The sequence below is a fragment of the Streptomyces sp. AC558_RSS880 genome (assembly GCF_019049255.1).
Lineage (GTDB): Bacteria > Actinomycetota > Actinomycetes > Streptomycetales > Streptomycetaceae > Streptomyces.
Genome location: NZ_JAGMUJ010000084.1, coordinates 378,056 through 404,494, shown reverse-complemented (window position 1 = coordinate 404,494; position 26,439 = coordinate 378,056). Strand labels below are relative to the sequence as shown.

At 72.9% G+C, this 26,439-nt stretch carries 21 protein-coding genes; 15 read left to right on the top strand and 6 right to left on the bottom strand.

The genetic code is table 11. The annotated features are described in order from the left end of the window. Positions 1-2 precede the first annotated feature (2 nt). The 10 genes from KUM38_RS26570 (at position 3) to KUM38_RS26525 (ending at position 10,799) form a co-directional block, all read left to right on the top strand. Positions 3-518, top strand: a complete 516-nt coding sequence (locus KUM38_RS26570; protein WP_217132578.1) for a MarR family winged helix-turn-helix transcriptional regulator — start codon at positions 3-5, stop codon at positions 516-518. 90 nt (positions 519-608) lie between these two features. Next, positions 609-1,019: a hypothetical protein gene (locus KUM38_RS26565; protein ID WP_217132575.1), complete on the top strand. Its 411-nt coding sequence runs from the start codon at positions 609-611 to the stop codon at positions 1,017-1,019. Positions 1,020-1,083: 64 nt separating this feature from the next. Then, complete coding sequence (locus tag KUM38_RS26560) at positions 1,084-2,349, top strand: glycosyltransferase family 4 protein (protein ID WP_217132573.1); 1,266 nt, start codon at positions 1,084-1,086, stop codon at positions 2,347-2,349. Beyond that, the gene (locus tag KUM38_RS26555; RefSeq protein WP_217132572.1) at positions 2,346-3,143 is read left to right on the top strand and encodes a transferase; all 798 of its coding nucleotides are present in this window, start codon (positions 2,346-2,348) and stop codon (positions 3,141-3,143) included. Before KUM38_RS26560 ends, KUM38_RS26555 begins: the two co-directional genes overlap by 4 nt. 268 nt (positions 3,144-3,411) lie before the next feature. After that, positions 3,412-4,521, top strand: a complete 1,110-nt coding sequence (locus KUM38_RS26550) for a substrate-binding domain-containing protein (protein ID WP_217132570.1) — start codon at positions 3,412-3,414, stop codon at positions 4,519-4,521. Positions 4,522-4,640: 119 nt separating this feature from the next. Continuing rightward, entirely contained in the window at positions 4,641-5,972 is a 1,332-nt protein-coding gene (locus KUM38_RS26545; RefSeq protein WP_217132568.1) for an ABC transporter substrate-binding protein, read from the top strand. 25 nt (positions 5,973-5,997) lie between these two features. Beyond that, positions 5,998-6,987, top strand: coding sequence for a carbohydrate ABC transporter permease (locus KUM38_RS26540; protein ID WP_217132566.1), 990 nt, complete (start codon positions 5,998-6,000; stop codon positions 6,985-6,987). Beyond that, positions 6,984-7,847 (top strand): carbohydrate ABC transporter permease, encoded by an 864-nt coding sequence (locus KUM38_RS26535; protein ID WP_217132564.1) that lies wholly within the window; start codon positions 6,984-6,986, stop codon positions 7,845-7,847. The genes KUM38_RS26540 and KUM38_RS26535 overlap by 4 nt, the downstream gene beginning before the upstream one ends. Positions 7,848-7,878: 31 nt before the next feature. Continuing rightward, on the top strand, positions 7,879-8,904 hold the full coding sequence (locus KUM38_RS26530; protein WP_217132562.1) for a hydroxyacid dehydrogenase: 1,026 nt from the start codon (positions 7,879-7,881) through the stop codon (positions 8,902-8,904). Next, positions 8,901-10,799, top strand: coding sequence for a DUF2264 domain-containing protein (locus KUM38_RS26525; protein ID WP_217132559.1), 1,899 nt, complete (start codon positions 8,901-8,903; stop codon positions 10,797-10,799). Before KUM38_RS26530 ends, KUM38_RS26525 begins: the two co-directional genes overlap by 4 nt. A gap of 15 nt (positions 10,800-10,814) precedes the next feature. On the opposite strand, the gene KUM38_RS26520 is transcribed toward KUM38_RS26525, so the two are convergent. After that, complete coding sequence (locus KUM38_RS26520; protein ID WP_217132557.1) at positions 10,815-11,606, bottom strand: hypothetical protein; 792 nt, start codon at positions 11,604-11,606, stop codon at positions 10,815-10,817. A gap of 316 nt (positions 11,607-11,922) precedes the next feature. On the opposite strand from KUM38_RS26520, the gene KUM38_RS26515 reads away from it, so the two are divergent. Both KUM38_RS26515 and KUM38_RS26510 read left to right on the top strand, forming a co-directional pair. Continuing rightward, positions 11,923-15,306, top strand: coding sequence for a CARDB domain-containing protein (locus KUM38_RS26515; RefSeq protein ID WP_217132555.1), 3,384 nt, complete (start codon positions 11,923-11,925; stop codon positions 15,304-15,306). A 172-nt stretch (positions 15,307-15,478) separates the two neighbouring features. After that, the gene (locus KUM38_RS26510) at positions 15,479-16,360 is read left to right on the top strand and encodes a L,D-transpeptidase family protein (protein WP_217132553.1); all 882 of its coding nucleotides are present in this window, start codon (positions 15,479-15,481) and stop codon (positions 16,358-16,360) included. A 233-nt stretch (positions 16,361-16,593) separates the two neighbouring features. Here the strand turns inward: KUM38_RS26510 and KUM38_RS26505 are convergent, their stop codons facing one another. After that, on the bottom strand, positions 16,594-17,607 hold the full coding sequence (locus KUM38_RS26505) for an MASE1 domain-containing protein (protein ID WP_217132551.1): 1,014 nt from the start codon (positions 17,605-17,607) through the stop codon (positions 16,594-16,596). Positions 17,608-17,658: 51 nt separating this feature from the next. Then, the gene (locus tag KUM38_RS26500) at positions 17,659-18,489 is read right to left on the bottom strand and encodes a PP2C family protein-serine/threonine phosphatase (RefSeq protein ID WP_217132549.1); all 831 of its coding nucleotides are present in this window, start codon (positions 18,487-18,489) and stop codon (positions 17,659-17,661) included. A 130-nt stretch (positions 18,490-18,619) separates the two neighbouring features. On the opposite strand from KUM38_RS26500, the gene KUM38_RS26495 reads away from it, so the two are divergent. Both KUM38_RS26495 and KUM38_RS26490 read left to right on the top strand, forming a co-directional pair. Further along, positions 18,620-18,970 (top strand): hypothetical protein, encoded by a 351-nt coding sequence (locus KUM38_RS26495; RefSeq protein ID WP_217132547.1) that lies wholly within the window; start codon positions 18,620-18,622, stop codon positions 18,968-18,970. Positions 18,971-19,163: 193 nt separating this feature from the next. Beyond that, positions 19,164-21,776 (top strand): glycoside hydrolase family 97 catalytic domain-containing protein, encoded by a 2,613-nt coding sequence (locus KUM38_RS26490; RefSeq protein WP_254397792.1) that lies wholly within the window; start codon positions 19,164-19,166, stop codon positions 21,774-21,776. A gap of 88 nt (positions 21,777-21,864) precedes the next feature. On the opposite strand, the gene KUM38_RS26485 is transcribed toward KUM38_RS26490, so the two are convergent. Beyond that, positions 21,865-22,029 (bottom strand): hypothetical protein, encoded by a 165-nt coding sequence (locus KUM38_RS26485; RefSeq protein ID WP_254397736.1) that lies wholly within the window; start codon positions 22,027-22,029, stop codon positions 21,865-21,867. Between the two features lie 149 nt (positions 22,030-22,178). Between KUM38_RS26485 and KUM38_RS26480 the strand changes: the two genes are divergently transcribed. Next, positions 22,179-24,230, top strand: a complete 2,052-nt coding sequence (locus KUM38_RS26480) for a discoidin domain-containing protein (RefSeq protein ID WP_217132543.1) — start codon at positions 22,179-22,181, stop codon at positions 24,228-24,230. An 8-nt stretch (positions 24,231-24,238) separates the two neighbouring features. Here KUM38_RS26480 and KUM38_RS26475 read toward each other — a convergent pair whose 3' ends face one another. Continuing rightward, a complete protein-coding gene (locus KUM38_RS26475; RefSeq protein WP_217132536.1) occupies positions 24,239-25,819 on the bottom strand; it encodes a glycerol-3-phosphate dehydrogenase/oxidase in 1,581 nt (526 codons plus the stop codon). Further along, on the bottom strand, positions 25,816-26,424 hold the full coding sequence (locus tag KUM38_RS26470) for a TetR/AcrR family transcriptional regulator (protein WP_217132534.1): 609 nt from the start codon (positions 26,422-26,424) through the stop codon (positions 25,816-25,818). Before KUM38_RS26470 ends, KUM38_RS26475 begins: the two co-directional genes overlap by 4 nt. Between the last annotated feature and the right edge of the window lie 15 nt (positions 26,425-26,439).

The following is a 26,439-nucleotide window of genomic DNA, read 5'->3' as shown; positions in this document are numbered from 1 at the left end:
ACATGCCTCAGGACGAACCCCCCGGCGGGGCCAGGGACGACGTCGAGGCGGTCACCCGTGCGGTGCTGACCGCCTCGCGGCTGCTGGTGGCGGTGTCCGCGCGGTCCCTTGCCGCGGTCGAGGACCGGGTGACGCTGCCGCAGTTCCGGATGCTGATGGTGCTCTCCACCCGCGGCGCCACCAAGCTGGTCACGCTCGCCGACCTGCTCCACGTCGCCCCGTCCACCGCGATGCGCATGGTCGACCGGCTGATCGCGGCCGGTCTCGCCGACCGGCAGACCAACCCCGCCAACCGCCGGGAGACCCTGCTGCGGCTCACCGGCGAGGGCCGGCGCACGGTCGAGGACGTCACCGCACGGCGCCGCGCCGAGATCGCCGCGATCGTCGAGCGGCTGGCCCCACCGCAGCGGGCGGCGCTGGTCGGCGCCCTCACCGCGTTCAACGAGGCCGGCGGCGAGCCCCCCGCCGCCGAGCCGCAGCCGTACCCGCTCGGGTGGGCGGTGGACGGCGGACCGTGACCGGCACCACCCAAATCTGCATGCTAGGTTCGCATTTGAAAGGCGACCGGGACGGCCGGCGCGTCCACGCACCCGGGACGGTGACATCTCATGACGTCGGAAAGCAGTGACACCCCCGGCGAGGACCTCCCGCTCCCGCGGGTCCTGTGTGACACGGCCGCCCTGGCCGCCCTCGACGACGCGTCCGCCGGTGCCCTGTGGCGGCTCGCCGAGCCGGGCCGTCAACTCGACGCCAACGTCGTACGCATCCCGCCCGGACGCGGGGTCGACACCCACCGCGAGCCCGACCTCGACGTCCTCCTGCTGGTCCTCGCCGGCCACGGCACCCTCACCGCCCCCGACGGTCCCCACGCCCTCCCCGCCGGCGCGCTGACCTGGCTCCCGCACGGGTCCACCCGAAGCCTCACCGCCGGCCCCGAGGGCCTGACCTACCTCACCGTCCACCGCCGCCGGCCCGGCATGCGTATCCAGCGCGGGAATCCGGCAGTTCAACAACAGTGATCATCGCGGCAACAAACTGATAACAGCAGACAACTCCTGAACGTCTCATGCGGTCTGGACCGCTATGAAGATCTCTTTTCTGATCCACAACGCCTATGGGATCGGAGGCACGATCACCACCACGTTCAACCTGGCGGCCGCGCTGGCCGAACGGCACGACGTGGAGATCGTCTCGGTGCTACGGCACCGGGAGCACCCCAACCTCACTCCGCACCCCGGAGTGCGGCTGCGGGCGCTGGTGGATCTGCGGCGGGAGAAGGACCACCCCCTGCACGGCAGACCCGCCAAGGTGTTCCCCGCCGCCGAGTACCGCCACCACCAGTACAGCGAGCTGACGGACGAGCGGATCGCCGAGTGCCTGGCGGACACCGACGCCGACGTCGTCATCGGCACCCGGCCGGGACTCAACGTGCACCTCGCCCTCCAGGCCCCGGAGCACGTCGCACGCGTCGGCCAGGAACACCTCACCCTGGACAACCATCCGCCCGCGCTGCGCACCGCGCTGCGCCGCGCCTACCGCCGGCTCGACGTGCTCACCACCGTCACGGAGGCCGACGCCGACTCCTACCGGCGCAAGACGCGGCTGCCCGGCGTCCGGGTGGAGGCACTCCCGAACAGCGTCCCCGACCCCGTGCTGCCCGCCGCCGACAGCACCGCCAAGGTCGTGGTCGCGGCGGGCCGGCTGGTCCCGGTGAAACGGTTCGACCTGATCATCGAGGCGTTCGCCCGGGTCGCCGCGGAGTTCCCCGACTGGCAGCTGCGCATCTACGGCAAGGGCGAGGAACAGGACCGGCTGCGCGCCCTGATCGAGACGCTCGGCCTGTGGAACAACGTCTTCCTCATGGGCGCGGCGACCCCCATGGAAGCCGAGTGGGTCAAGGGCTCGATCGGCGCGGCCGCGTCGAACTTCGAGCCGTTCGGCATGACCCTCGTCGAGGCGATGCGCTGCGGACTGCCCGTGGTGAGCACCGACTGCCCCTACGGGCCCGGCGAGATCATCAAGGACGGCGAGGACGGCCGGCTGGTGCCGGTCGGGGACGCCGCGGCCTTCGGCACCGCCCTCCTCGACCTGGTACGCGACGACGAGCGCCGCCGCCGCATGGGCGAGGCGGCCGTGGCCAACGCGCGCCGGTTCGCCCCCGGCCCGGTCGTGGCCCACGCCGAACGCCTGCTCCAGGAGGCGATCGAGGCCAGGAACGGCGGACCGCGCGGCACCCCGGAGCACGGCGGGACGCACCACACCCTCGCCAGCCGGGGCCACGCGGCCCGTGACCTCGCCATCGCCGCCGCGTCGAACGCGCTGCGCACCGTACGGAAGGGACGCCGATGAACACGGCCCCGCGCACCCACTGTTCCATCGACGCGGACGGCCGGATCACCTTCCGCCTGCGGCCGCCGACGGCCACGCACCCCCGGCTGTCGCTGGTGCTGCGCCCCAAGAAGGGCCGGCCCGAGGAGACCACCCACACCCTCGACCTCGAACCCCACGGCGACGACGGCGAGTTCCGCGCCGTGCTCGAGCCGCTGCCCCGGCTCGCGGAGGGCCGCTGGGACACGTATCTGCTGCCCGGCCCGGACGCCGCACGGGAGCGGCTGCGCCCCGGCCCGCGGGACCTGCGGGCGCTCGTCGACGGCGGCCCGCCCGACCGGCCGTCACCGGTGGCCGTCCGGGTGCCGTACACCACCAAGGACGGCTTCCTCGCGATACGGACCTGGCTGCGCACCGCCCACGCGGAGGCGGGCCCCGTCGACATCGCCGACGGGACGATCACGGTCCGCGCCCGTCTGCACGGAGCCGAACTCTCCGAAGGGGCGGAGGCGGTGCTGCGGTTGCGGGGCACCAGGGACACCCTGCACGGCGTCCCGGTACGGCCCGCCCAGGACGGCGGCTTCGCCTTCACCGTCGCCTGCGCGGACCTCGTGGCCTCCGACAGCCGGATCTGGGACGTGTTCCTCCGCCCCGCCGCCGACGCGCCGTTGACCAGGGTCGGCCGCCTCCTCGACGACGTGGCGGACCGCAAGGGAGTGTTCGTGTACCCGCGGGTCACCGCGGGCGGGTCCGCGGTGCGCCCCTACTACACGGTCGACAACGACCTCGCCGTCGAGGTGACCGCCCTCGGCTGACCACCGGCGCCCGGCCCGCACCGGTCCGTGTGACCGGCCGCACACGTCCGGGTGCCCCGCGCGCGTCACGTCCCGGTGTCCTGTCCGGTCGTCGGGGTGACGGACGAGGAACAGAGGTCACCGTGCGAGAGATCCTGATCGTCGGCGGCGGTCACACGGGCCTCTCCACCGGGCGGGCCCTGGCCGTCCGGCCAGGGCCCGGGGCGGCTGACGATCGTTATGATGCCCGTATCGTTCAAACGAACATTCAGGTGCGGGGAGGGGCCTCATGCGGGAGCCGGTCGAGCTCAGGAGGCAGCGGATCCTGGCGGCCGTCGAGTCCCGGGGTTCGGCGCGGGTGAGCGACCTCGCCGCCGAACTCCAGGTGTCGGTGGTGACGGTGCGGCGGGACGTGGAGGAGCTGGCCCGCGAGGGCCGGCTGCGGCGCGGCCACGGCGTCGTGCGCTCCGCCCTCGCCGCCCAGGACCTGCCGGCCGCCCCGGCGCCGGACGGCGAGGCGGTGGCCGTCGTCGTCCCGGAGCGGCACAGCTACCTGTACGAGTCGCTGCACGGCGCCCGCTCGGTGCTCGAAGCGGCCGGCAAGCGGATCGCCCTGCACATCGCGCCGCAGGTGGCCGGCGCCGAGCGGCCCCTGGTGGAACGGGCCCTCGCGGACGGCGCCGCGGGCCTGCTGCTGGCCCCCCGCTGGCGCACCCGGGCCGACGAGGAGGGCGACTACGGCTGGCTCGCCGCGCTGGACGTGCCCGCGGTGCTGATGGAGCGGCGCCCCCGGCCGGGCGGCGCGCTGCACGCGATGGACTCGGTCTGCTCCGACCACGCCTACGGCGTCCATCTCGCCGTGCAGCACCTGGTGGGGCTCGGCCACCGGCGGATCGTGTTCGCCACCCGCGACGACAGCCCCACCGCGCGCACCCTGCGGTCCGCGTGCGCCCGGATCGCCGGCGCGCATCCGCTGGTGGAGGAGTGGGCGTGGACGCTGTGCGCCCCGGAGGTCGGTCACGACGGGCCGTACACGGCTCAGGAGACGGCGGAGCTGCCCGCGCTGCTGCGCGAGGTGGGGGCCACGGCGGCGGTGCTGCACGGGGACGTGGACGCGCTGATGCTCGTACAGCGGCTGGCGGACAGCGGCGTACGCGTGCCGGAGGACTGCTCGGTCGTGGCGTACGACGACGTGGTGGCCGGGCTCGGGACCACGCCGCTGACGGCCGTCGCCCCGCCCAAGGCCGACGTCGGCCGGGCCGCGGCGGAGCTGCTGCTCCAGCGGCTCGCCGCACCGCACGGCGCCGGGGGACCGGTGCGGCGGACCGAACTGCTGCCGGCGCTGAGGGTGCGCGGATCGACCCGGGCGTGGGCCGGCACCGCCGGACGGCATGAATGAGCGTTTGAACGTTTCATTTTCTTCTGATCGATCTATTGACCGTTTGCCGGTCGGGCGTTGAGGATTCCCGTGTCCCGAACAGCCGTGTCCCCGGACACGCAGGAGCCGCGGGAGGCACCATGCCCGGACGACCCAGCCGTCGTTCCGTGCTCGCCGCGACGGCCGCCGTACCGCTGACAGGAGCCGTGAGCGCCTGCAGCGGGGAGAACGGTGCCTCGTCGGCGCGCACGGGCACCACCACGCGCATCACCTTCTGGTCCGCCCTGCGCGGCAGCCAGGAGGTGGTCGACGCGTTCAACCGCACCCACCGGACCGTCCAGGTGGAGTTCCAGCAGATCCCCTCCGGCGGGCAGGGCGGCTACGCCAAGCTGAGCAACGCCGCCCGGGCCGGCAACGCCCCCGACGTCGCCACCATCGAGTATCCGCAGGTCCCCGGGTACGCCATCGACGGCGTCGCCCGCGACATCACCGACCTGGTCGGCGAGCGCCTGCGCCGCAAGCTGCTGCCGCAGGCGCTCGGGCTGACCACCTTCGAGGGCCGGGTGTTCAGCGTGCCGCTGGACGTCGAGCCGATGGTGATGCACTACCGCGCCGACCTGTTCGACCAGTACGGGCTGCGGGTCGCCCGCACCTGGGACGAGTACGCCGAGCAGGCCGCGACCGTCCGCCGCGAAGCCCCCGACCGGCGGCTGGTGCTGTTCCCCACCGACGGCATGACCCAGTTCGCCGCGTACGCCTGGCAGGCCGGCGCCCGGTGGTTCGACACCTCCCGCGGCGCCTGGAACGTCTCCCTCGCGGACGCACCCTCGCGGAAGGTCGCCGACTACTGGCAGCAACTCATCGACCGCGACGACGTCTTCGTCAACGCCGTCGAGAGCCGTCAGTCCGACGCCCAGATCGGGGGCGGCCTGGTCCTCACCCGGCTCAGCGGCGCCTGGGACGCCGGCGCGCAGATGAACGCGCGGCCGGGACAGAAGGGACAGTGGCGGATCGCGCCGCTGCCGCAGTGGGACACCGGCAGCCCTTCCGTCGGCACGCACGGCGGCTCGACCTTCGCGGTCACCAAGGACAGCCGGCATCCCGAGGCCGCCATGGAGTTCATCGAGTGGCAGGTCTCCCACCCCGACGCCCTGCGCGCCCGCCTGTCCAGCGGCACCAGCAGCCAGTACCCGGCCGCACCCGGCCTGGTCGCGGTGGGCCGCGACGCGTTCGACCGCTCGTACTACGGCGGACAGGACATCTACACCCTGTTCGAGCAGGAGGCCGGGAAGATCGGCGAGAACTGGCTCTGGGGACCGCGGATGAGCGCGACGCAGAAGGTCATGCAGGACGCCTTCGCCCGCGTCGGCGGCGGCCGGGGCTCCCTCGTCGAGTCCCTGCGCACCGCCCAGGAGGGCACCATGCCCGATCTGAGGGCCCTGGGCCTGTCCACCACCCAGCACAGCACCTGAGCCGACGAAAGGCAGGTGACACCCCATGACCACGACCACCCACACCCGGGTGCCGGCCGGCGCTTCCCGCGCCGGTGCCCCGGCCCCCTCCGCGTCGGGCCCGCGTGCCCGCAGAGCGGCCAAGCGCCGTCAACTGACCGCCGCGGGCGTTTTGATGACGCCGTTCTTCGCCCTGCTGGTCACCGTCTTCCTGATCCCCGTCGGCACGGCCGTCTACCTGAGCTTCTTCAGCGACGACCAGCCCGGCCTGGGCTTCGGTCCCGAGCGCCGGATCTTCGTCGGGCTGCGCTCCTACGCGGCCGTGCTCACCGACCCGACCTTCCTCGGCGGGCTCGGCACGGTCGCCCTGTACTGCCTGATCTACATCCCGCTCATGGTCGTCGGCGCGCTCGCCCTCGCCCTGCTGCTGGACTCCGGCGTGGTCCGGCTGCGCGCCCTCGCCCAGCTCGGCCTGTTCCTGCCGCACGCGGTGCCCGGCATCATCGCGGCGCTGATCTGGCTGTACCTGTACACGCCCGGCATCAGCCCGGTCATCGAGCTGTTCGCCCAGGGCGACATCACGATCGACTTCCTCGGCGTGCACACGGTGATCCCGTCCATCGTGAACATCGCCCTGTGGAGCAACCTCGGCTACAACATGGTGGTCTTCTACGCCGCGTTGCAGGCGGTGCCGCGCGAGGTGATCGAGGCGTCCGTGGTGGACGGCGCGGGGCCGGTGCGCACCGCGCTCCAGGTGAAGACGCCACTGGTGCGCGCCTCGATCGTCATGGTCTCCCTCTTCACCCTGATCTGGGCGCTCCAGCTCTTCACCGAGCCGATGCTGCTCAGCCAGTCGTCGCCGATGATCAACTCACGGTTCTCGCCGAGCATGTACATCTACGACGCGGCCTTCACCCGCAACAACTACAGCCTCGCGGCGGCCGCCTCGGTCGTCCTGCTCGTCTGCACCATCGCCCTGTCCTACGGCGTCACCCGCTTCACCAGTCGCGCCGACGTCTCCCAGGAGGCCCGATGAGCGCCGCCGACAGCTCCCTGCTCCGCCCGAAGCTGCTGGGCCGCGCCACCGTCAACGTGGTCGTCGCGGTCTCCGTGCTCTACACGCTGCTGCCGGTGCTGTGGCTGGTGCTGGCCGCCTCGAAGAACCGCGACGCGCTGTTCGGCAGCGACCTGCTGTCCCTGGGCGACTTCTCCTTCCTGCAGAACCTCGAGGACCTGTTCGCCATGGACGGCGGCCTGTACGGCCGCTGGTACGTCAACAGCCTGCTGTACGCGGTCCTCGGCGCCGCCCTCGGCGCGCTGGTGAGCGTGGCCTGCGGCTACGCCTTCGACAAGTACCGCTTCCGGCACAAGGAGAAGCTGTTCGGCCTGGTCCTGGCGGCGGTCATGGTGCCGCAGACGGTGCTCGCGCTGCCGCTGTACCTGATGGCCTCCGGGACCGGCCTGGTCAACACCTTCTGGGCGGTGTTCGTCCCGGTGCTGTTCAACCCCTTCGGCGTCTACCTCGGCCGCGTCTTCGCGCGGGGCTACGTGCCCGACGAGGTGCTGGAGGCGGCGCGGGTGGACGGGGCCGGCGAGCTGACCACCTACGTCCGGGTGGCGTTCAGGATGCTCGGCCCCGGCCTGGTCACCGTCTTCCTCTTCCAGCTGACCGCGATCTGGAACAACTTCTTCCTGCCCATGGTGATGCTGTCCGACCAGGACCTGTATCCCGTCAGCCTCGGCCTGTACCAGTGGAACAGCTCCGCGTCCGTCTCGCCGGAGTACTACCCCGTCGTCATCATGGGGTCACTGCTCGCCGTGCTGCCGCTCATCCTCGCCTTCACCCTGCTCCAGCGCTTCTGGCGCAGCGGTCTGACCGCCGGCGCCGTGAAGTGACCCCGCCCGCACAAGGAGTTCCGCCGCCACCATGACCGAGTCCACGCCCGGCCCCCGCCCCCGCGCCGCACTGGCCATGTCCCCGGACGTCGCCTCGGCGGTCCTCGACGACGAGTCGCTCGCGGCCCTCGCCGCGCTGTGCGACCTCGCACCGCTCCCGGTCCTGGACGACCTGACCACGCCCCGTGCCCGCACCGTGCTCGCCGACGTCGACCTACTGGTCACCGGCTGGGGCTGCCCGCCCCTGGACGCGGACGTGCTGCGCGCGGCACCCCGGCTGCGGGCCGTCGTGCACACCGCGGGCAGCGTACGCGGCCATGTCACCGACGCCTGCTGGGAACGCGGCATCGAGGTGTCCTCCGCCGCCGCGGCCAACGCCGTCCCGGTCGCCGAGTACACCCTCGCCATGATCCTGCTCACCGCCAAGCGGGCCCTGGAGAGCGCGCGCGACTACCGCGCCTCCCGCACCCGGCCGGACTGGCTGCGCACCTCCCGTTCGGTCGGCAGCCACCGCCGCACCGTCGGCGTCCTGTCGGCCTCCCTCATCGGCCGCCGGGTCATCGACCTGCTGCGCCCGCACGACGTCGACGTGCTGCTGTACGACCCGTTCGTCGACGAGGCAGGGGCGAGGGAACTCGGCGTCGAGCGCGTCGGGTTGGCGGAGCTGTTCCGGCGCGGCGACACGGTCAGCGTGCACACCCCGCTGCTGCCCGAGACCCGCGGCCTGGTCGGCCGTGAACTGATCGACTCCATGCGCCCCGACGCCGTACTGATCAACACCGCGCGCGGCGCGGTCGTCGACCAGGAGGCGCTCACCGACGCCGCGCTGGCCGGCCGCATCCGCGCCGTGCTCGACGTGACCGATCCCGAAGTCCTGCCGCCCGACCACCCGTTGTGGGAGTGCGACAACGTCCTCCTCACCCCCCACCTCGCCGGCTCCCAGGGCAACGAGTGGCGCCGGCTGGCCGATCTCGCCCTCTCCGAGATCGCGCGCTGGACCTCCGGCGAGGGCTTCCTCCACCCCGTACGACGCGAAAGGCTGGCCTTCCTGGCATGAGCGACCCCTTCGAACTGCCCGCCGACGACCACGACATCAGCCCCCGCACCGGTTACACCCGCGCCCACTGGGAAGCCGTGGCGGACGGGCTCCTCACGGCGGCCTGGCGCTGGAGCACCCCCGGCTGCGCGCTGCTGGACCTGCCGGGACGCCCCTCCCGCTCGGGAGTGCGCTCCGACGGACTCGAGGGCTATGCCAGGACGTTCCTCGCCGCCGCCTTCCGCGTCGCGGGCGCGGACGGGGACGACCCGCACGGCCTGCTGGAGCGGTACGCGAGCGGACTCGCCGCCGGCACCCGCACCCCGGGCCGCGACGACACCGAGTCCTGGCCGCTGATCCTCGACCACGACGTACAGGGCCAGCCGATGGTCGAGTCGGCGTCCGTCGCGCTCGGCCTGCGGCTGACCGCGCCCTGGCTGTGGAAGCGGCTCGACGCCGGTGTGCAGGACCGGGCGGAGGAGTGGCTGCGGGGGGCGCTGCGGCACACCCCGGCGCCCAACAACTGGTACCTCTTCCCGTACACGGTGGCCGGGTTCCTGGAGTCCGTCGGACGCGGCGACGCCGAGACGGCGGCGGCCCGGCAGCGGGCGCTGGACCTGCTGGAGAGCTGGTACCGGGGCGACGGCTGGTACGCCGACGGGGACGGACGCGCCTTCGACCACTACAACGGCTGGGCCCTGCACCTGTACCCGGTCCTCGACGCCCATCTCGCGGGCGACGAGGAGGCCTCGGCCCACCACGGCGAACGGCTCCGCGCCCACCTGGAGGGCTTCGCCCTGATGTTCGGCGCGGACGGGGCGCCGCTGCACTTCGGCCGGTCGCTGACGTACCGCTTCGCCGCCTCGGCGGCCGTCGCGCTGGGCGCCGTCACCGGCCACACCCCGCTGACCCCGGGCGCCTCCCGGCGCATCGCCAGCGGCAGCCTGCGTCACTTCCTGGACCGGGGCGCGCTGACCGCCGACGGCCTGCTGAGCCTGGGCTGGTACGGCCCGCACGAGGCCGGTCTGCAGGGCTACTCCGGCCCGGCGTCACCGTACTGGGCGTCGAAGGCGTTCGTCGCGCTGCTCGCCCCCGCCGGCCACGCGTTCTGGACGGCCCGCGAGGAGCCGGCACCGGTGGAGGAGTCCGACCGCGTGCTGGCGCTGCCGGCGCCGGGGCTGCTCGTCCAGGCGACGCGGGCCGACGGGATCGTACGGCTGCACAACCACGGCAGCGACCACGTGCGCCCGCACGAGGGCGAGACGGCGGCCGAGGACGACCCGCACTACGGGCGCCAGGCCTACTCCACCCGCACCGGCCCCACCGCACCGGGGAACGTCGCCGACAACCACCTGTCGGTGGAGACCGGCGGCCGGCACAGCGTGCGCCGCCGCATCCACCCCCTGGGCGCGGGACACGGCGACGGCTGGGGCTGGGCGGCCTCGTGGCACCGCCCCGTGTTCGCCGGCGGTCCGCCGATGGTCCCGGGCCTGCGGGTGGAGAGCGTGACGGTGGCGCGCGGCCGCCACGAACTGCGCGTGCACCGCGTCGTGGGGGCGCCGGAGGGCGCCCGGCTCACCCACACCGGCTGGGCCACCGGCCCCGAGGAGCCGCTGGTCTCCGCCCTGTACGGCCTGTACGGCTGGGACGACCCGTCCCCCGGCCCGGTCCGCGCCCCCCAGGGCACGGCCTGGACCCGCTGGGCCAGCGTCCCGCGCCTCACCGGCAGCTGTGCGGGCACTTCCGTGCACATCAGTCTGGCCTCCCTCACGGCGGACGCGGACGCCGCGCCCCTGTCGGAGGCGGTCGAAGAGGTCCGGGTGGACGACGGGACGGCCGAGGTCGTCTGGGCCGGCGGCACGGCCCGTACCCGGATCACCTTCGAGCCGGTGGAGGTGCGTCACACGGAGCGGTGAGCGGCCGGGACGGCGTCAGGACCGCGCCGCGTCCTCGGCCTTCGGGGCCTGCTCGGTGCTGTCGGGCGTGGTGTAGAAGACCGACGAGCCCTGCTTGGTGCGCTGGGCCTGGTTGCGGGCGACGAGGCCCTCCAGGGTGCTGCGCACGACCGTGGTCTTGATGGCGCGTTCGGGGTGGGCCTGCCCGAGCGCGCCGGCGACCTCCGCCGCCGAGCGGGGCTCGTTCTGCTCCTCCAGGTGCCGGCGGACGAGCTCGACCAGCTTGGGGCCGTCCGCCTTGGGCTTCTCCGCCTTCGCGGCGGGCGGCTTGCGCGTGGACTTCCCCGACGGGGCGGACTTCCCCGACGAGATGGACTTCCCCTTCCCCGACGGGGTGGACTTCCCGGACGCGGTGCGCGCGGCCGTCTTCCTCGCCCGCTTCGGCTTCTCCTCGCCCGACGTGGCCGCCGGCCGGGCCCCGCCCCTCTTGCGCGGCGCCGGCACGGTCGCACCGCCCGGCGCCGTGTCGGCCTCCGGCGCCTCCACGGCCTCCGGCGTGCCCACCGGCTGCGACGTGCCTACGGCCTCGGGTGCGACCGCGGGCTCGGGCGTGCCCACGGCCTCGGCGGGCGCCGAGGCGAGGCCCAGCGCCTGCCGCATGTTCACCAGGAGGGTGTGGTCGTGCTGAAGCACGGTCAACTGCTCCTGCAGCGCCGCGATCTCCGCGGTGACCCGCTCCTGCTCCTTGACGTTGCGCTCGAGATCACCCGCGACCTGAGCGGAGTACTGGGACGTGAGGTCGGTGGCCGCGGTCGAGTTCTCGGACATGGCGGTGCCCCTTTCTGCCTGTTGGTTCCCCCGGTGGCCAGCCATGGTACGGCCGAGCGCGGTTGACCGTTTCTTCTGCGCGGCCATCGGTTGACATTCTCACGCGGCGCGAGGGCGGCACCAGAGACGGCACGGCCCTCAAGGACGTTGTGTGCGTGCCATTGACAAGAGGGACGCGAGCCGGAAACTTCAATCCGGAAGCCGCAAGAAATGAACTCCCCCGCGCAAAATCCATACTTGGCCATGGCAATCCGTGGCAGGAGCACCGATTGCCCGGTTGGCCACCCTCCAGCACCCGCCGTGGAACGAGGACTTCATGAGACGGAAGCGTTTCGGCCTACGGACGATCACCGGCCTGCTCCTGGCCGGCCTGGTCGCCGTCGGCCTGCAACCCGATACGGCCGACGCCGCCCCGAAAGCGGTCCGTGGCCCCAACCTGGCGCTCGGCAAGAGCGTCACGGCCGGCGGCTCCCACGCCGGCTATCCCGCCGCCCATGTGACCGACGGCAGCCAGCTGAGCTACTGGGAGGGCCCGGCAGGGGCCTTCCCGCAGTGGATCCGCGTCGACCTCGGCGGCACCGTCGAGGCCGAGCAGGTGGTCCTCGAGCTGCCCACCGCCTGGGAGGCCCGCACCCAGACCCTCTCCGTCGAGGGCAGCACCGACGGCTCCACCTTCACCACGCTGTCCGGTTCCGCCGCCCACCGCTTCGACCCCGACGGCGGCAACACGGTCACCGTCGGCTTCCCCGCCCGCGACGTGCGCCACATCCGCGTCCGGGTGAGCGCCAACACCGGCTGGAACGCCGCCCAGTTGTCGGAGATCGAGGTCTACGGCGGTGACGACGGCGGCAACCCGGAGGAACCGCCGGTCGACGGCACCAACCTGGCGCTCGGCAAACCGATCGAAGCCTCCTCCACAATTCACTCGTTCGTGGCGACCAACGCCAACGACGGGCAGCTGGGCACCTACTGGGAGTCCACCGGCCACCCCGCCACCCTCACGGTCGACCTGGGTGCCGACGCGGACCTCGGCGCAGTCGTGGTCAAGCTCAACCCCGAACCGGCCTGGGCGAAACGGACCCAGAGCATCGAGGTCCTCGCACGCGAGCGGGCGTCGGGCACCTTCACCTCGATCAAGGCCCGCGCCGACTACACCTTCGACCCCGGCGCGGGCGGCAACACCGTCACCATCCCGGTCACCGGCCGCTACGCCGACGTGCGGCTGAGGTTCACGCACAACACCAGCGGATACGGCGCCCAGGTGGCCGAGTTGCAGGTCGTCGGCACCGCCGCCCCCCACCCCGACCTGGTCGTCCCCGACCTCTCGTGGACGCCCGCGTCGCCCACCGAGACGGACGCCGTCACCGTCCGCGCGACCGTGCGCAACGCGGGGACGGCCGCGTCCGCCGCCGTCACCGTCGACGTCAGCCTGGAGGGCACCGTCGCGGGCAGCGCCCCCGTCGGAGCGCTCGCCGCGGGAGCCTCCACGACCGTCTCCGTGGACGTCGGCAAGCGCGCCCGGGGCAGTTACACCGTGTCCGCCGTGGTCGACCCCACCGACACCGTCCCCGAGCAGGACGACACCAACAACAGCCGCACCGCGACCGACAAGCTGACCGTCGCGCAGAGCCCGGGCCCCGATCTGGAGGTCCGGAGCATCAGGACCGATCCGGCGAACCCCGCCACGGGCGCGCCGGTGTCCTTCACCGTCTCCGTGCACAACCGGGGCACCTCACCGGCCCCCGCCGGCTCCGTGACCCGTCTCGCCGTCGGCGGCAGAACCCTCGACGGAACGACGGGGACGATCGCCGCGGGCGCCACCGCCGAGGTCGCCGTCGACGGCACCTGGACCGCCACCGCCGGCGCGAGCCTCCTCACCGCGACCGCGGACGCCACGGACACCGTCGACGAGACCGACGAGAACAACAACGTCCTCACCCGCCCGATCGTGGTCGGCCGCGGCGCCGCCGTGCCGTACACCGAGTACGAGGCGGAGGACGGCACGTACCGGGGCACCCTCCTCACCGCCGACGCCAAGCGGACCTTCGGCCACACCAACTTCGCCACCGAGTCCTCCGGACGCGAGTCGGTCCGCCTCGACTCCACCGGCCAGTACGTCCAGTTCACCTCCAGCGGCCCGACCAACTCGATCGTCGTACGCAACTCCATCCCGGACGCCCCGGGCGGGGGAGGCACCGAGGCCACCCTCAGCCTCTACGCCGACGGCGAGTTCGTGCAGAAGATCGGCCTCAGCTCCAAGCACAGCTGGCTGTACGGCAACACCGACGCCCCCGAGGGACTCACCAACACCCCGGGGAGCGACGCCCGCCGCCTGTTCGACGAGTCCCACGCGCTGCTCGGCGCGACCTACCCGGCGGGCACCGTCTTCCGGCTGCAGCGCGACGCCGGTGACACCGCCGCCTTCTACGTCGTCGACCTGGTCGACCTGGAGCAGGTGGCCCCGCCCACCGACAAGCCCGCCGGATGCGTCTCCATCACGGAGTACGGCGCCGTCCCCAACGACGGCATCGACGACACCGACGCCCTCCAGCGCGCCGTGACCGCCGACCAGAACGGGCGGATCGACTGCGTGTGGATCCCGCCGGGCCAGTGGCGCCAGGAGCAGAAGATCCTCACCGACGACCCGCACAACCGCGGCCAGTACAACCAGGTCGGCATCCGCGACGTCACCGTCCGCGGCGCCGGCATGTGGCACTCCCAGCTCTACACGCTGACGCCACCGCACCAGGCGGGCGGCATCAACCACCCCCACGAGGGCAACTTCGGCTTCGACATCGACGACAACACCCGGATCTCGGACATCGCCATCTTCGGCTCGGGCACCATCCGCGGCGGCGACGGCGGAGCCGAGGGCGGGGTCGGCCTCAACGGCCGGTTCGGCAAGAACACGAAGATCAGTAATGTGTGGATCGAGCACGCCAACGTCGGTGTCTGGGTGGGCCGCGACCACAGCAACATCCCCGAACTGTGGGGCCCGGCCGACGGACTGCGCTTCAGCGGCATGCGGATCCGCGACACCTACGCGGACGGCATCAACCTCGCCAACGGAACACGCAATTCCGAGGTGGAGAACTCGTCATTCCGCAACACCGGCGACGACGCGCTCGCCGTCTGGGCGAGCAAGTACGTCAAGGACCCGTCGGTCGACATCGGCCATGACAACCACTTCCGCAACAACACCGTCCAACTGCCCTGGCGCGCCAACGGCATCGCGATCTACGGAGGCCACGGCAACACCATCGAGAGCAACCTCGTCCAGGACACGATGAACTACCCGGGCATCATGCTGGCGACCGACCACGACCCCCTGCCCTTCTCCGGGCAGACACTCATCGCCGACAACGGCCTGTACCGCACCGGCGGTGCCTTCTGGAACGAGGACCAGGAGTTCGGGGCGATCACCCTGTTCGCCCAGGGGCTGGACATCCCGGGTGTGGTCATCCGGGACACCGACATCCACGACTCCACCTACGACGGCATCCAGTTCAAGTCGGGCGGGGGAGCGGTGCCGGACGCCCGGATCACGGGCGTCACCATCGACAGGTCCAACAACGGGTCCGGCATCCTCGCCATGGGCGGCGCCCGCGGCAGCGCCACGCTCACGGACGTCACCATCACCGATTCGGCCGAAGGGGACGTGCTGATCGAACCCGGCTCGCAGTTCGTGATCAACCGGTAGCGCCACCCCGCGCGCCACTCCGTCCGGCGGGCCCGTACTCCACTCGGAGTGCGGGCCCGTCACCCGGACGGACCCCCTCCCGCGCGCCTCCCGGGCAGCGCAGATGGGGGACTTCGGCGGACTCGCGCGGGGAGCTGACGCGATTCCGGGAAGTCGAAGTCAGGCTGGGGACATGGCTTCATCGATCGACTGCCCGACCCGTCCGCGTCACCGTGCTCCGTACCGTGCCGGGCGGCGGGCCGGTGCCTTCGTCCGTGTGCGCGGCCGGGCGGCGTGGGCGGCCGTCGCCCTCGTCGTGCTGGCGGCACTGAGCGGATGCGGAGCGGGCACCGGAACCACGACGCGGGACGTCCCGGCGGCCGGCGCGCCCGGTACGGCCCGCACCGCGCCCGGCACCGCCGACACCGCGCCCGGCACCGCCAACACCGCACAGGGCCGGCCCGGTACCGGGGCGGAGACACGACCGCTCACCCGGATCCCCGGCCTCGGCCCCCGGACCCGGGCCTGGATTCCCGCGAACGCCCGCCAGGTGGTCGTCGTCACCGGCCGCCACAAGGACGCCAACCGCTCCCGGGCCGTGCTGTACCAGCACACCGGCTCCGGATGGGAGGGCGGCCCGGCATGGCCCGCGCACAACGCCCTCAAGGGCTGGACCGACGACCACCGGGCGGGTGACCTCCGCTCGCCCATCGGCGTGTTCACCCTCACCGACGCCGGGGGGCTGCTGCCCGATCCCGGCACCGAGCTGCCGTACGACCAGTCGGAAGGGTTCACGGCCGGTGGCACCGGCTTCGAGGGCGAACCGCTGGAAGGCTCCTTCGACTACGTCATCGCCATCGACTACAACCGGGAGCCGGGCACGTCCCCGCTGGACCGGACCCGTCCGCTCGGTGCCGACCGGGGCGGCGGCATCTGGCTGCACGTCGACCACCAGGGGCCCACCCAGGGCTGCGTCAGCCTCTCGGAGCGCCACATGGAGGAACTCCTGCGCACCCTCGACCCGGACCGGCACCCGGTGATCGTCATGGGCGACGCCGACTCCCTGGGCGAGTGAGCGGCCCGCCCGGCCGTGCGGGTGAACGATCCGGAACCGTAGGGGAGCCGGCGTACCCGGACGTGCTCGGCACGCTGTGTTCGCCCCCGTGCCCGCCCCCGCTCCTCGAACGCCGGAGGGGCTGACATCAGCCCGTCCGGCGTTCGAGGACGAGGCCCGTTCAGGGCCGAAAGGGACCCTGGGGGCGCAGCCTCCGGGGTCGGGACGGGAAGGGGCGGCGGGGGCGAGAGCGATCAGTCCGTGTTCCGCGGCCGCCCGCCCTCGTCCCGCGGGGGACGCGCCGCCGCTTCCCCCGCCGTCAGATGCTCCAGCACCTCGACCAACTCCTGACAGGCCCGCTCCACGGAGCGCCGGGTGTTGCGCTGCTCCGTGATCACCGCGGAGAGCAGCAGCGCGGTCAGGGCCAACGCCCCGTTGAACGCATGAAGGTTGACCAGGACCTCCACCTCGGTCAGGTGCTCGAACGGTCCGACGCGGTCGGTCGCCGCGACGGTGGCCATGACGGACGCGAACAGGGCGCACACCATGCTGCCCCCGAGCTGGAACCGCAGGGCCGCCCAGATCAGCAGCGGGTAGATGACGAACAGCAGACTGGCCCGGCTGTACGTCGCCAGCGGTACGAGGCAGCCCGCGATCACCGCCAGACCCACCGCCTCCCTCCACCTCGACCAGTGCACCGGCCGCACCGGCGCGCGCACGCGGTACAGCAGGAGCAGCAGCGGGGTGACGAGCAGCACGCCCATCGCGTCGCCCACCCACCAGGCCAGCCCCACCCGCCAGACGTTGCGCGCCGGCAGGTCACCCGTGGCGACGAGGAGGCCGGCGCCGATGGACGAGCTGATGAGCATGGCCGCGAAGGCGCCGAGGAACACCAGATGGAGACAGTCCCGCACTCGGGTGAGATCGGTGCGGAAGCCCACCCCGCGCAGCAGGAGACAACCGCACACCGGGGCGGCGGTGCTGCCGGCGAGGACGCCCAGCGAGGACAGCCGCAGCGAGGTGAGGTGCGTGAGGACCAGCAGGGCGCCGAGTGCGACGCCCACCCAGCAGCGCAGCCCGAAGATCAGCAGACAGGCGACGGCCACGCCCGTCGGCAGCCAGATGGGCGAGACCACCGCACCGTCGATGTGGAGCTCGCGCAGCAGCCCCAGTCGTCCCCCCGCGTAGTAGCAGGCGGCGACGGCCAGCGTCTCCAGCACGAAGACGGCCGGTGCGCGAAGATCCTGGCGGGCCACCACACAAGCCATCAGACACCGAGGCCGCCGCGTCGGCGAGGTGGGACGCGCGGGTCTGCGGCCCTATGGCGGAGTGGCCGGTCCGTCGTGCCCGATCACCATGACGGCCGCGTCGTCGTCGTGCCCCACCTGCTCGGCCTGCTTGATCACGGCGGCGGCGAGCGCGTCCGTGTCCAGGCGCGCGACCGCCGCGACGCCGGCGAGCCGCACCACCTGGTCCAGTCCCTCGTCGAGGTGCATGGACGGGCCCTCCACGACCCCGTCGGTGAGCATCACGAACACCCCGCCCGTGTCCAGCCGGTAGCGGGTGACGGGGTAGACCGCCCCGGACAGGACCCCCAGCGGCGGACCTCCCTCGTCCTCGGTCACCCCGGACCGGCCGTCCGCGGTGGCCCACACACACGGCAGATGCCCGGCCCGCGCGCTCTCCAGCAGCCGGGTGGCCGGATCGAGCCGCATGAAGGTGCAGGTGGCGAAGAGATCCGAGCTGAGGGACAACAGCAGTTCATTGGTCCGGGCGAGGAGCTCGCCCGGTTCACTGTCGACGGAGGCGAGCGCCCGGAGCCCGACCCGGACCTGCCCCATGAAGGCGGCCGCCTCGATGTTGTGCCCCTGGACGTCGCCGATCGACAGACCGATCCGGCCGTCGGGCATGGTGAAGGCGTCGTACCAGTCACCGCCGACATTGAGACCCTGGTACGCCGGTGAGTACCGCACGGCCAGCCGCACACCGTCGGCGACCGGCAGCCCTCTCGGCAGCATGCCGCGCTGCAGGGCGACGGCCAGTTCCACCCGGGAGCGCTGCACCTCCGCCTGCGCACGCGCCTGTGCCGTCAGCGTCCCGAGCCTGACCAGAAGCTCGTCGCCGTCGTCCGTGGGGCGGGTGCGGGACATGGATCACTCACTCGGGCGAGGACACCCGCACGCGGCAGCCGCCCTCGAGGGACAAAGCTCTCATTCATATAGGTAAAGGATGATAGTCGGAAGCGGTTCGGCCGGGCCAGTCCATGTCTAGGCTGTGCCCATGGAGCAGCGGGAGATCATGCAGCGGGGTGTGGGGATCCTGACCGAGGCCCTCGAGATGCGGCGGCGGCTCCGCGCGGACCCGGACGCCGACGTGACGGGGAGCGGAGCCGTCGCCCAGCTCCTGGAGGAGATGCTGCCGCGGATCCAGCTGCCGGCCGACGCGAGCGCGCGCGAGGTGGCGGACATCGTCACCGAGAAGCTGGGCCCCGCCATCGTGCAGATCACCTCCGCGCTCACCTTCGCCTTCGTCCAGCTCGCCGAGATCCACGACGAGGGCCGCACCGACGTCTCCTCCGCCGACGTCCTGCGCTCCATCTCGCTGCACTACGAGAGGGGCGGCAAGGGGTAGTTCCGGCCGACTGCCGCGTGCGCGGCGGAGATTGAAGAGCCGACAGCAGGGAAGGGATCTCACGGAACCAAGGATGACAACGATGTCACGTCTCTTGGACGGAGGCCCATCCGTGCTCAGACCGTCGCGTACGTCGCCAGGCGGTTCGCGTCAGACCTTCCTCCCCGCCTGTCTCACCCTTCTCCTCGGCGTCATGCTCGCCGTCGGCACCCTCACCGCACCGGCGCACGCCGTCGGACGCGGCGGGGGAAGCTGGACCGTGCACCAGCCCCGCGAGCAGCGGGACGGCGTCACCGCCGTCGTCCGTCTGGACGCCGCCGACGGCACGGTGACCCTGGCCGCCCGCAAGGGCGCCACCACGGTGCTCGAACCCGCTCCGGTCGGCCTCGTCACCGCCGACGCCGACCTCACCTCGGATCTGCGGCTCGCCTCCCGGCACACCCGGCGGGTGACCGAGCACTACACCATGACCACCGGCAAACAGCTCCGCCGTACCGTCCGGGCGACCGAGACCCGGTTCTCCTTCAGGGGCCGGGGCGGTGCCCGCCTCGACCTGCTCGTCCGGGTCTCCGACGACGGCATGGCCTATCGCTACGTACTGCCCGGCGAGGGTGAGGTCACCGTCGAGCGCGAGGCGTCCGCGTTCCGGCTCCCCGGCTCCGCACGCGCCTGGCTCACGCCGTACACGCCCAACTACGAGCGCCTCTACGCCCCGGCCACCGCGGCGGGCGCCGCCGACGGCTCCTACGCGTACCCGTCCCTCTTCCAGGTCGGCGACACCTACGCCCTGCTCACCGAATCGGACGTCGACGGACGCTACGACGCGAGCCGCCTCGTCCACGAGGAGGGCAGCGGAGAGTACGCGGTGCGCCTGGCCGACGCCTCCGTCACGTCCACCGGACCGCTCGCCACGCCCTGGCGAACGGCGGTCATCGGCGACCTCGCCACCGTCACCGAATCCACCCTGGTCGACGATCTCGCCCCGGCTTCCCGCATCGAGGACACCTCGTGGATCCGGCCCGGCAAGGTCGCCTGGTCCTGGCTGGACGGGTTCGCCGCCGCCCAGCGCAGCCTCGCCGTCCAGCAGCGCTTCGTCGACTACAGCGCGGCACACGGCTGGCCGTACACCCTGGTCGACGACGGCTGGAAGACCACGGACTGGATGCCCGAGCTGATCGACTACGCCCGTGAGCGGGGCGTGGGCGTGCTGCTGTGGGTGCACTACAGCGACCTGGACACCGAGGCGGAGCGCGCCGAGTTCCTGCCCCGGGTGAAGAAGTGGGGCGCCGCCGGACTGAAGATCGACTTCATGGACTCCGACTCCCAGGAGCGCTTCCGGTGGTACGACGACATCCTCCGGGACACGGCCCGTGAGAAGCTGCTCGTCAACTTCCACGGCGCCACCCTGCCCAAGGGCATCCAGCGGACCTGGCCGCATGTGATGACCCTGGAGGCGGTCTACGGCGCCGAGCAGGGCAACGTCCCCGCCGACGGGCTGACGACGCTGCCGTACACCCGCAATGCCGTCGGCTCGATGGACTACACCCCGATGGCGTTCCAGTTCGGCACCCGCACCGTCTCCGACGCGGCCGAACTCGCGCTGTCCGTGGTCTACGAGTCCGGTTTCCAGAACTTCGCCGGGTCGGTGAACGCCTACCGGGAACGCCCCGAGCTGGAGCGGTTCCTGGAACAGGTGCCGACCGTGTGGGACGAGTCGCGGCTGCTGTCCGGACGGCCCGGTGAAGGGGCGGCGTTCGCCCGGCGCCACGACGACCGCTGGTTCCTCGGCAGCGTCGCCTCCGGGCCGGCCGGGACGCAGGACGTGGCGCTGGACTTCCTCGGCGGCGGACGCTGGCTGGCCGAGGTCGTACGGGACGGCGGCGACGGCGGCGGACTGGTCCGCGAACGGCACGTCGTCACCCGCCGGGACACCCTGAAGGTGCCGGTGGTGGAAGACGGCGGCTTCGCCGGAGTCGTCTGCCGGGCCGTGCCCGGGCGGGACACCTGCGACCGGCCGGTGACACGGCTGCCGCTGACCTCGCTGACCGCGGGGCCGGCGAGGACCGAAGCGGACCCGGGCGCCTCCGTCGGCGTCACCGGGCGGTTCGAGGTGGAGGACGCCGGGCCGGCCACGGAGGTCAGGCTGTCGCTGCGGGCCCCCGAGGGCTGGACGGTACGGGGCGACGATCCCGCGGCCGCCGAACTGCCCGTCGGCCGCGATCTGTCGGGCGACTGGACGGTGAGCGTGCCGCAGGACGTGGGCCACGGCAGTCATGAGCTGGTGGTGAGCGCGGAGTACCGGGCTCCGGGCCGGCCGGGCACCGGAGTGCTCCGTGTCGAGCGCACGGTCCGGGTGTTCGTGTCCCCGCCGGGTGTCGACTACGTGAGTGATCTGCCGTTCACCACCGAGCGCAACGGATGGGGACCCGTCGAGCGCGACCTGTCCAACGGCGAACGGGACCCGGCCGACGGAGGGCCGTTGAGCATCCGGGGCACGGAGTACGACAAGGGACTCGGTGTGCACGCCGCCTCCGAGGTCGTCGTCGAACTGGGCGGCGGCTACCGGAGGTTCACGGCCGCCGTGGGAGTCGACGACGAGGTCGGCGGCAAGGGCAGCGTGTCCTTCGAGGTCCTCGCCGACGGGAGGGCCGCGGCGGTCACGGAGGTGCTCGACGGCACCGACGAGGTCCGGCGGATCGACCTCGACGTCACCGGCGTCCAGCGGCTGACCCTGCGGGTCACGGACGGCGGGGACGGCGTCGACTCCGACCACGCCGACTGGGCGGACGCGCGGCTCATGACGTAGGACCGCGGGTCCGGCGGGGAAGGGGCACGCGGTCCGGCCGGTCCGGGTGCCCTTCCCCGGCGGCCCTCGCGGCTGCGGGCCGTACGGCTCAGGCGGGCGCCCCGCCGAAGCCGGACTCGTTCCCGTCGGGATCCCGGTGCGTGGCCTTGCGGACGCCGTTCGCGCAGGTCTCCCGCCGCACGGGTTCGAGCCCTCGCGCGGCGATCCGGGCGACCCGGTCGCCGAAGTCGTCGACGAAGAGGCCGGGAGCCACGGGGTGACGCCATGGTCCCGCGGCTTCTCGTGAGGGGCCCGGAGCGGACGGGTGACGCGCGCGCACTTGACGCCGTACGCGCCAGTAGCGATTCTCGCCCCATGGCTTTGCACCGGTCATGACAACTCCGCGACGGAGGGACGTGCGTAATGGCCACGTACCGCACCCGACGACACCTCGGGGTCGTATCGCTGCTCCTCCTCGTGCTGGCCGCGGCCCTCGTGCCCACGTCCAGTTCCGCCGCCGGCGGCGACTGGTGGGATCCGGTCGCCCGGCCCGCGCCCGACTCCGGGATCGGCGTCACCGGGGAGCCGTTCAAGGGTACGAACGCCGCGGGCGAGGTGCGCGGGTTCGTCGACGCGCACAACCACATCATGTCCAACGAGGCGTTCGGCGGCCGGCTCATCTGCGGCAAGGCCTTCTCCGCGAAGGGGATCGCCGACGCGCTCAAGGACTGCCCCGAGCACTACCCCGACGGCTCGCTCGCCCTCTTCGACTTCATCACAGGCGGCGGTGACGGCAAGCACGATCCGGTCGGCTGGCCCACGTTCGAGGACTGGCCCGCGCACGACTCCCTGACCCACCAGCAGAACTACTACGCCTGGATCGAACGCGCCTGGCGCGGCGGACAACGGGTGCTGGTCAACGACCTCGTCACCAACGGCGTGATCTGCTCCGTGTACTTCTTCAAGGACCGCGGCTGCGACGAGATGACGTCGATCCGTCTCCAGGCGAAGCTGACCTACGACATGCAGGCCTACGTCGACGGGATGTACGGCGGGCCGGGCAAGGGCTGGTTCCGGATCGTCACCGACAGCGCGCAGGCCCGCGACGTCATCGCGCAGGGCAAGCTCGCGGTCGTCCTCGGCGTCGAGACCTCCGAACCGTTCGGCTGCAAGCAGGTCCTGGACGTCGCGCAGTGCGACAGGGCCGACATCGACGCCGGACTCGACGAGCTGTACGCACTGGGCGTGCGCAGCATGTTCCTGTGCCACAAGTTCGACAACGCGCTGTGCGGGGTGCGCTTCGACGAGGGCGCGCTCGGCACGGCGATCAACGTCGGGCAGTTCCTGTCCACCGGCACCTTCTGGCAGACCGAGAAGTGCACCGGGCCGCAGGCCGACAACCCGATCGGGCTCGCCTCCGCGCCCGGCGCCGAGAAGAAGCTCCCCGCGGGCGTCGAGGTCCCGTCGTACGACGAGGACGCGCGGTGCAACGTCCGCGGGCTCACCGAACTCGGCGAGTACGCCGTGCGCGGCATGATGAAGCGCAACATGATGCTCGAGATCGACCACATGAGCGTCAAGGCCACCGGCCGGGTGCTCGACGTCTTCGAGTCCGAGTCCTACCCGGGAGTGCTCTCCTCGCACAGCTGGATGGACCTCGACTGGACCGAACGGGTCTACGGCCTCGGCGGGTTCGTCGCCCAGTACATGCACGGCTCGGAGGAATTCGTCGCCGAGGCGGACCGCACCGGGGCACTGCGCGACGAGTACGGCGTCGGCTACGGCTACGGCACGGACATGAACGGTGTCGGCGGCTGGCCGGCCCCGCGCGGCGCGGACGCGCCCGACGCCGTCACCTACCCCTTCCGCAGCGTCGACGGCGGCTCCGTCCTCGACCGGCAGACCACCGGTGAGCGCACCTGGGACCTGAACACCGACGGCGCCGCGCACTACGGCCTCGTCCCCGACTGGATCGAGGACATCCGGCGCGTCGGCGGGCAGCACGTGGTGGACGACCTCTTCAGGGGAGCCGAGTCCTACCTCGACACCTGGGGCGCCTCCGAACGGCACCGGGCCGGGGTGAACCTCGCCGACGGCGCACCGGCCACGGCCAGTTCGACGGAGTGGAACCCGTTCACCGACCACGCGCCCGGCCGGGCCGTGGACGGCGACCGGGGCACCCGCTGGGCCAGCGACTGGAGCGACGACCAGTGGCTCCGCGTCGACCTCGGCGCCACCCACCGGGTCGGGCGCGTCACCCTGGACTGGGAACGCGCGTACGGCACGTCGTACCGCGTCGACCTCTCCACCGACGGCACCGACTGGCGGACGGTCTGGTCCACGACGTCCGGCGACGGCGGCCTGGACACGGCCGTGTTCACCCCCGCACCGGCCCGCCACGTCCGTGTCCAGCTCCTGGACCGGGGGACCGAGTGGGGGTACTCGCTCCGCGAGGTCGGCGTCCACGGCCGCTGACCCCGTGCTCAACCGCCTGGTGAAAGCGCCCCGTTCACGAGCTCGCGCACTACGCCGAGAGCCGTGGCCCGGTCGGCGGGGACGAGTCCGAGGCGGGTACGGCGGTCGAGCACGTCCTCTTCGTCGAGCGCTCCCTCGTGGCGCAGGGACCAGAGCAGCTCGGCGCCGGTGACCGGATACCCGGGCAGTACCGGCTCGCCCAGCCGGGCATCCCGCGCGGCGAGCGCGTGGACGGCCGGGGCCTCGGTGCCGTAGAGCCGGACGAGGCGGCGCGGCGCGGGCAGTCCGGCGAGGACGTGCGGCGGCGCGGCGCCCACCAGGGGCAGGGACGCGGTGGGGGACGGGCCGGCCGGCAGGCCCCGGACGCGGACGGCGGTGTCGACGGCGTCCTCGGCCATCCGCCGGTACGTGGTGAGCTTGCCGCCGACGACGGTGACGACGCCCTCGGAGGAGGTGAGCACCGCGTGGCGCCGTGAGAGGTCGGCGGTCCTCGGTGCCGTGCCCGGGCGCGCCGCCGTGGTGTCCAGCAGCGGCCGCAGTCCGGCGAAGGTGCCGGCCACGTCGGCGCGGCGGACCGGCGCGTGCAGGGCGGAGCACAGGACGTCGAGGAGGAAGCCGATGTCCGTCTCGGGCGCCCGGGGGACGTCGGGGATGTCGCCGTCCACGGGTTCGTCGGTGAGGCCGACGTAGACCCGGCCGTCGTCCTGGGGCAGGACGAGGACGAAGCGGTCGCTCTCCCCGGGGACCGGGATGTGCAGGCCCGCGGTCAGGGGGCCGAGGCTCTCGGGGCGCAGGACGAGGTGGGTGCCCCGGGAGGGCCGTATCCGGACGCCGTCGACGAGGCCGCCCGCCCAGACACCGGACGCGTTGATCACCGCGCGGGCGCGGATCTCGCCCTCCTCACCGGTGAGTTCGTCACGGACGCGGGCGCCCGTGGAGGTCAGCTCCAGGGCGCGGACCCGGGTCAGGATCCGCGCGCCGCGCGCCGCGGCCGTACGAGCCAGGGCGGTCACCAGCCGGGCGTCGTCGGTGAGCCGGCCGTCCCAGGACAGCAGGCCGCCGCGCAGCCCGTCGCGCCGCAGCGCGGGCGCGAGGTGACGGGTCTCCACCGCGCCGATCCGGCGCGGCGGGGGCAGGGTGGCGCGGGCCGTGCGGGCGGCCAGGCGCAGCGTGTCGCCGGCCCGGAACCCGGCCCGCGCCAGGGCGGCCTGACCGCGCGAGACCAGCGGGGTGAGGGGCAGCACGAACGGCTGGGCCCGTACGAGATGGGGTGCGGTGCGCTCCATCAGCACCCCGCGTTCGACCGCGCTCTCGTGGGCGACGTCGAGCCGTCCGGAGGCGAGGTAGCGCAGTCCGCCGTGGATGAGCTTGCTGCTGAACCGGGACGTGCCGAAGGCCAGGTCGTGGGCGTCGACGGCGACCACGTCCAGCCCGCGCGCCGCGGCGTCCAGCGCCGCCCCGGCGCCCGTGGCGCCGAGACCGACGACCAGCACGTCGACGACCGGGCCGCCGACGGAGCCGGCCAGTTCACGCGCGCGCCGGCGGGCGGACAGGGACGAGGCGGAGGGGGGACTGCCGGGGGAGTTCACGGGGTGAGGGTCCTCTCCAGGATGTCGCGCAGCTCGCCGAGGAACGCCTCGGAGGTGAGCTCGGGGTCGTCCTCGTCGGTCATGGTCCGCAGGGACAGGGTGAAGGACTGCACGATCAGCAGCACCGACCGCGCCTGCCGTCCGGGGTGGGCGGCGCGCACCGAGCCGTCGGCGTGCCCCTCGCGCAGGGAGCCGGCCAGCAGTTCCAGCAGGGCCTCCTGGCTCGCCCCGCGGCGGTCCAGCACGTAGGGGAGGAGCAGTTCGGGGTCCACGTCGAGGATCTTCCGGAAGAGCGGGTGGGCGCCGAAGGCGCGGACCGCCGCCACCAGCCCTTCGGTGATCAGCTCGCGCGTGGGCACGCCCGGCCGGTGCTCGGGGATCGCCCCGGTGGCGACCGCGATCCACTCCCGGGTCATCAGGTCGCCGACCAGTGACCGCACGTCGGGCCACCGCCGGTACAGCGTCATCCGGGAGACCCCGGCGCGGCGGGCCACGTCGGTGAGGGTGGTGCGGCGGACCCCGACGGCCAGGACGCAGTCCCGCACCGCGTCGAGCACCGCGTCGTTGTCCGAACCGCCGGAACCGTTGTGACGAATAGGCGTCATGTGTCACAGTGTAAC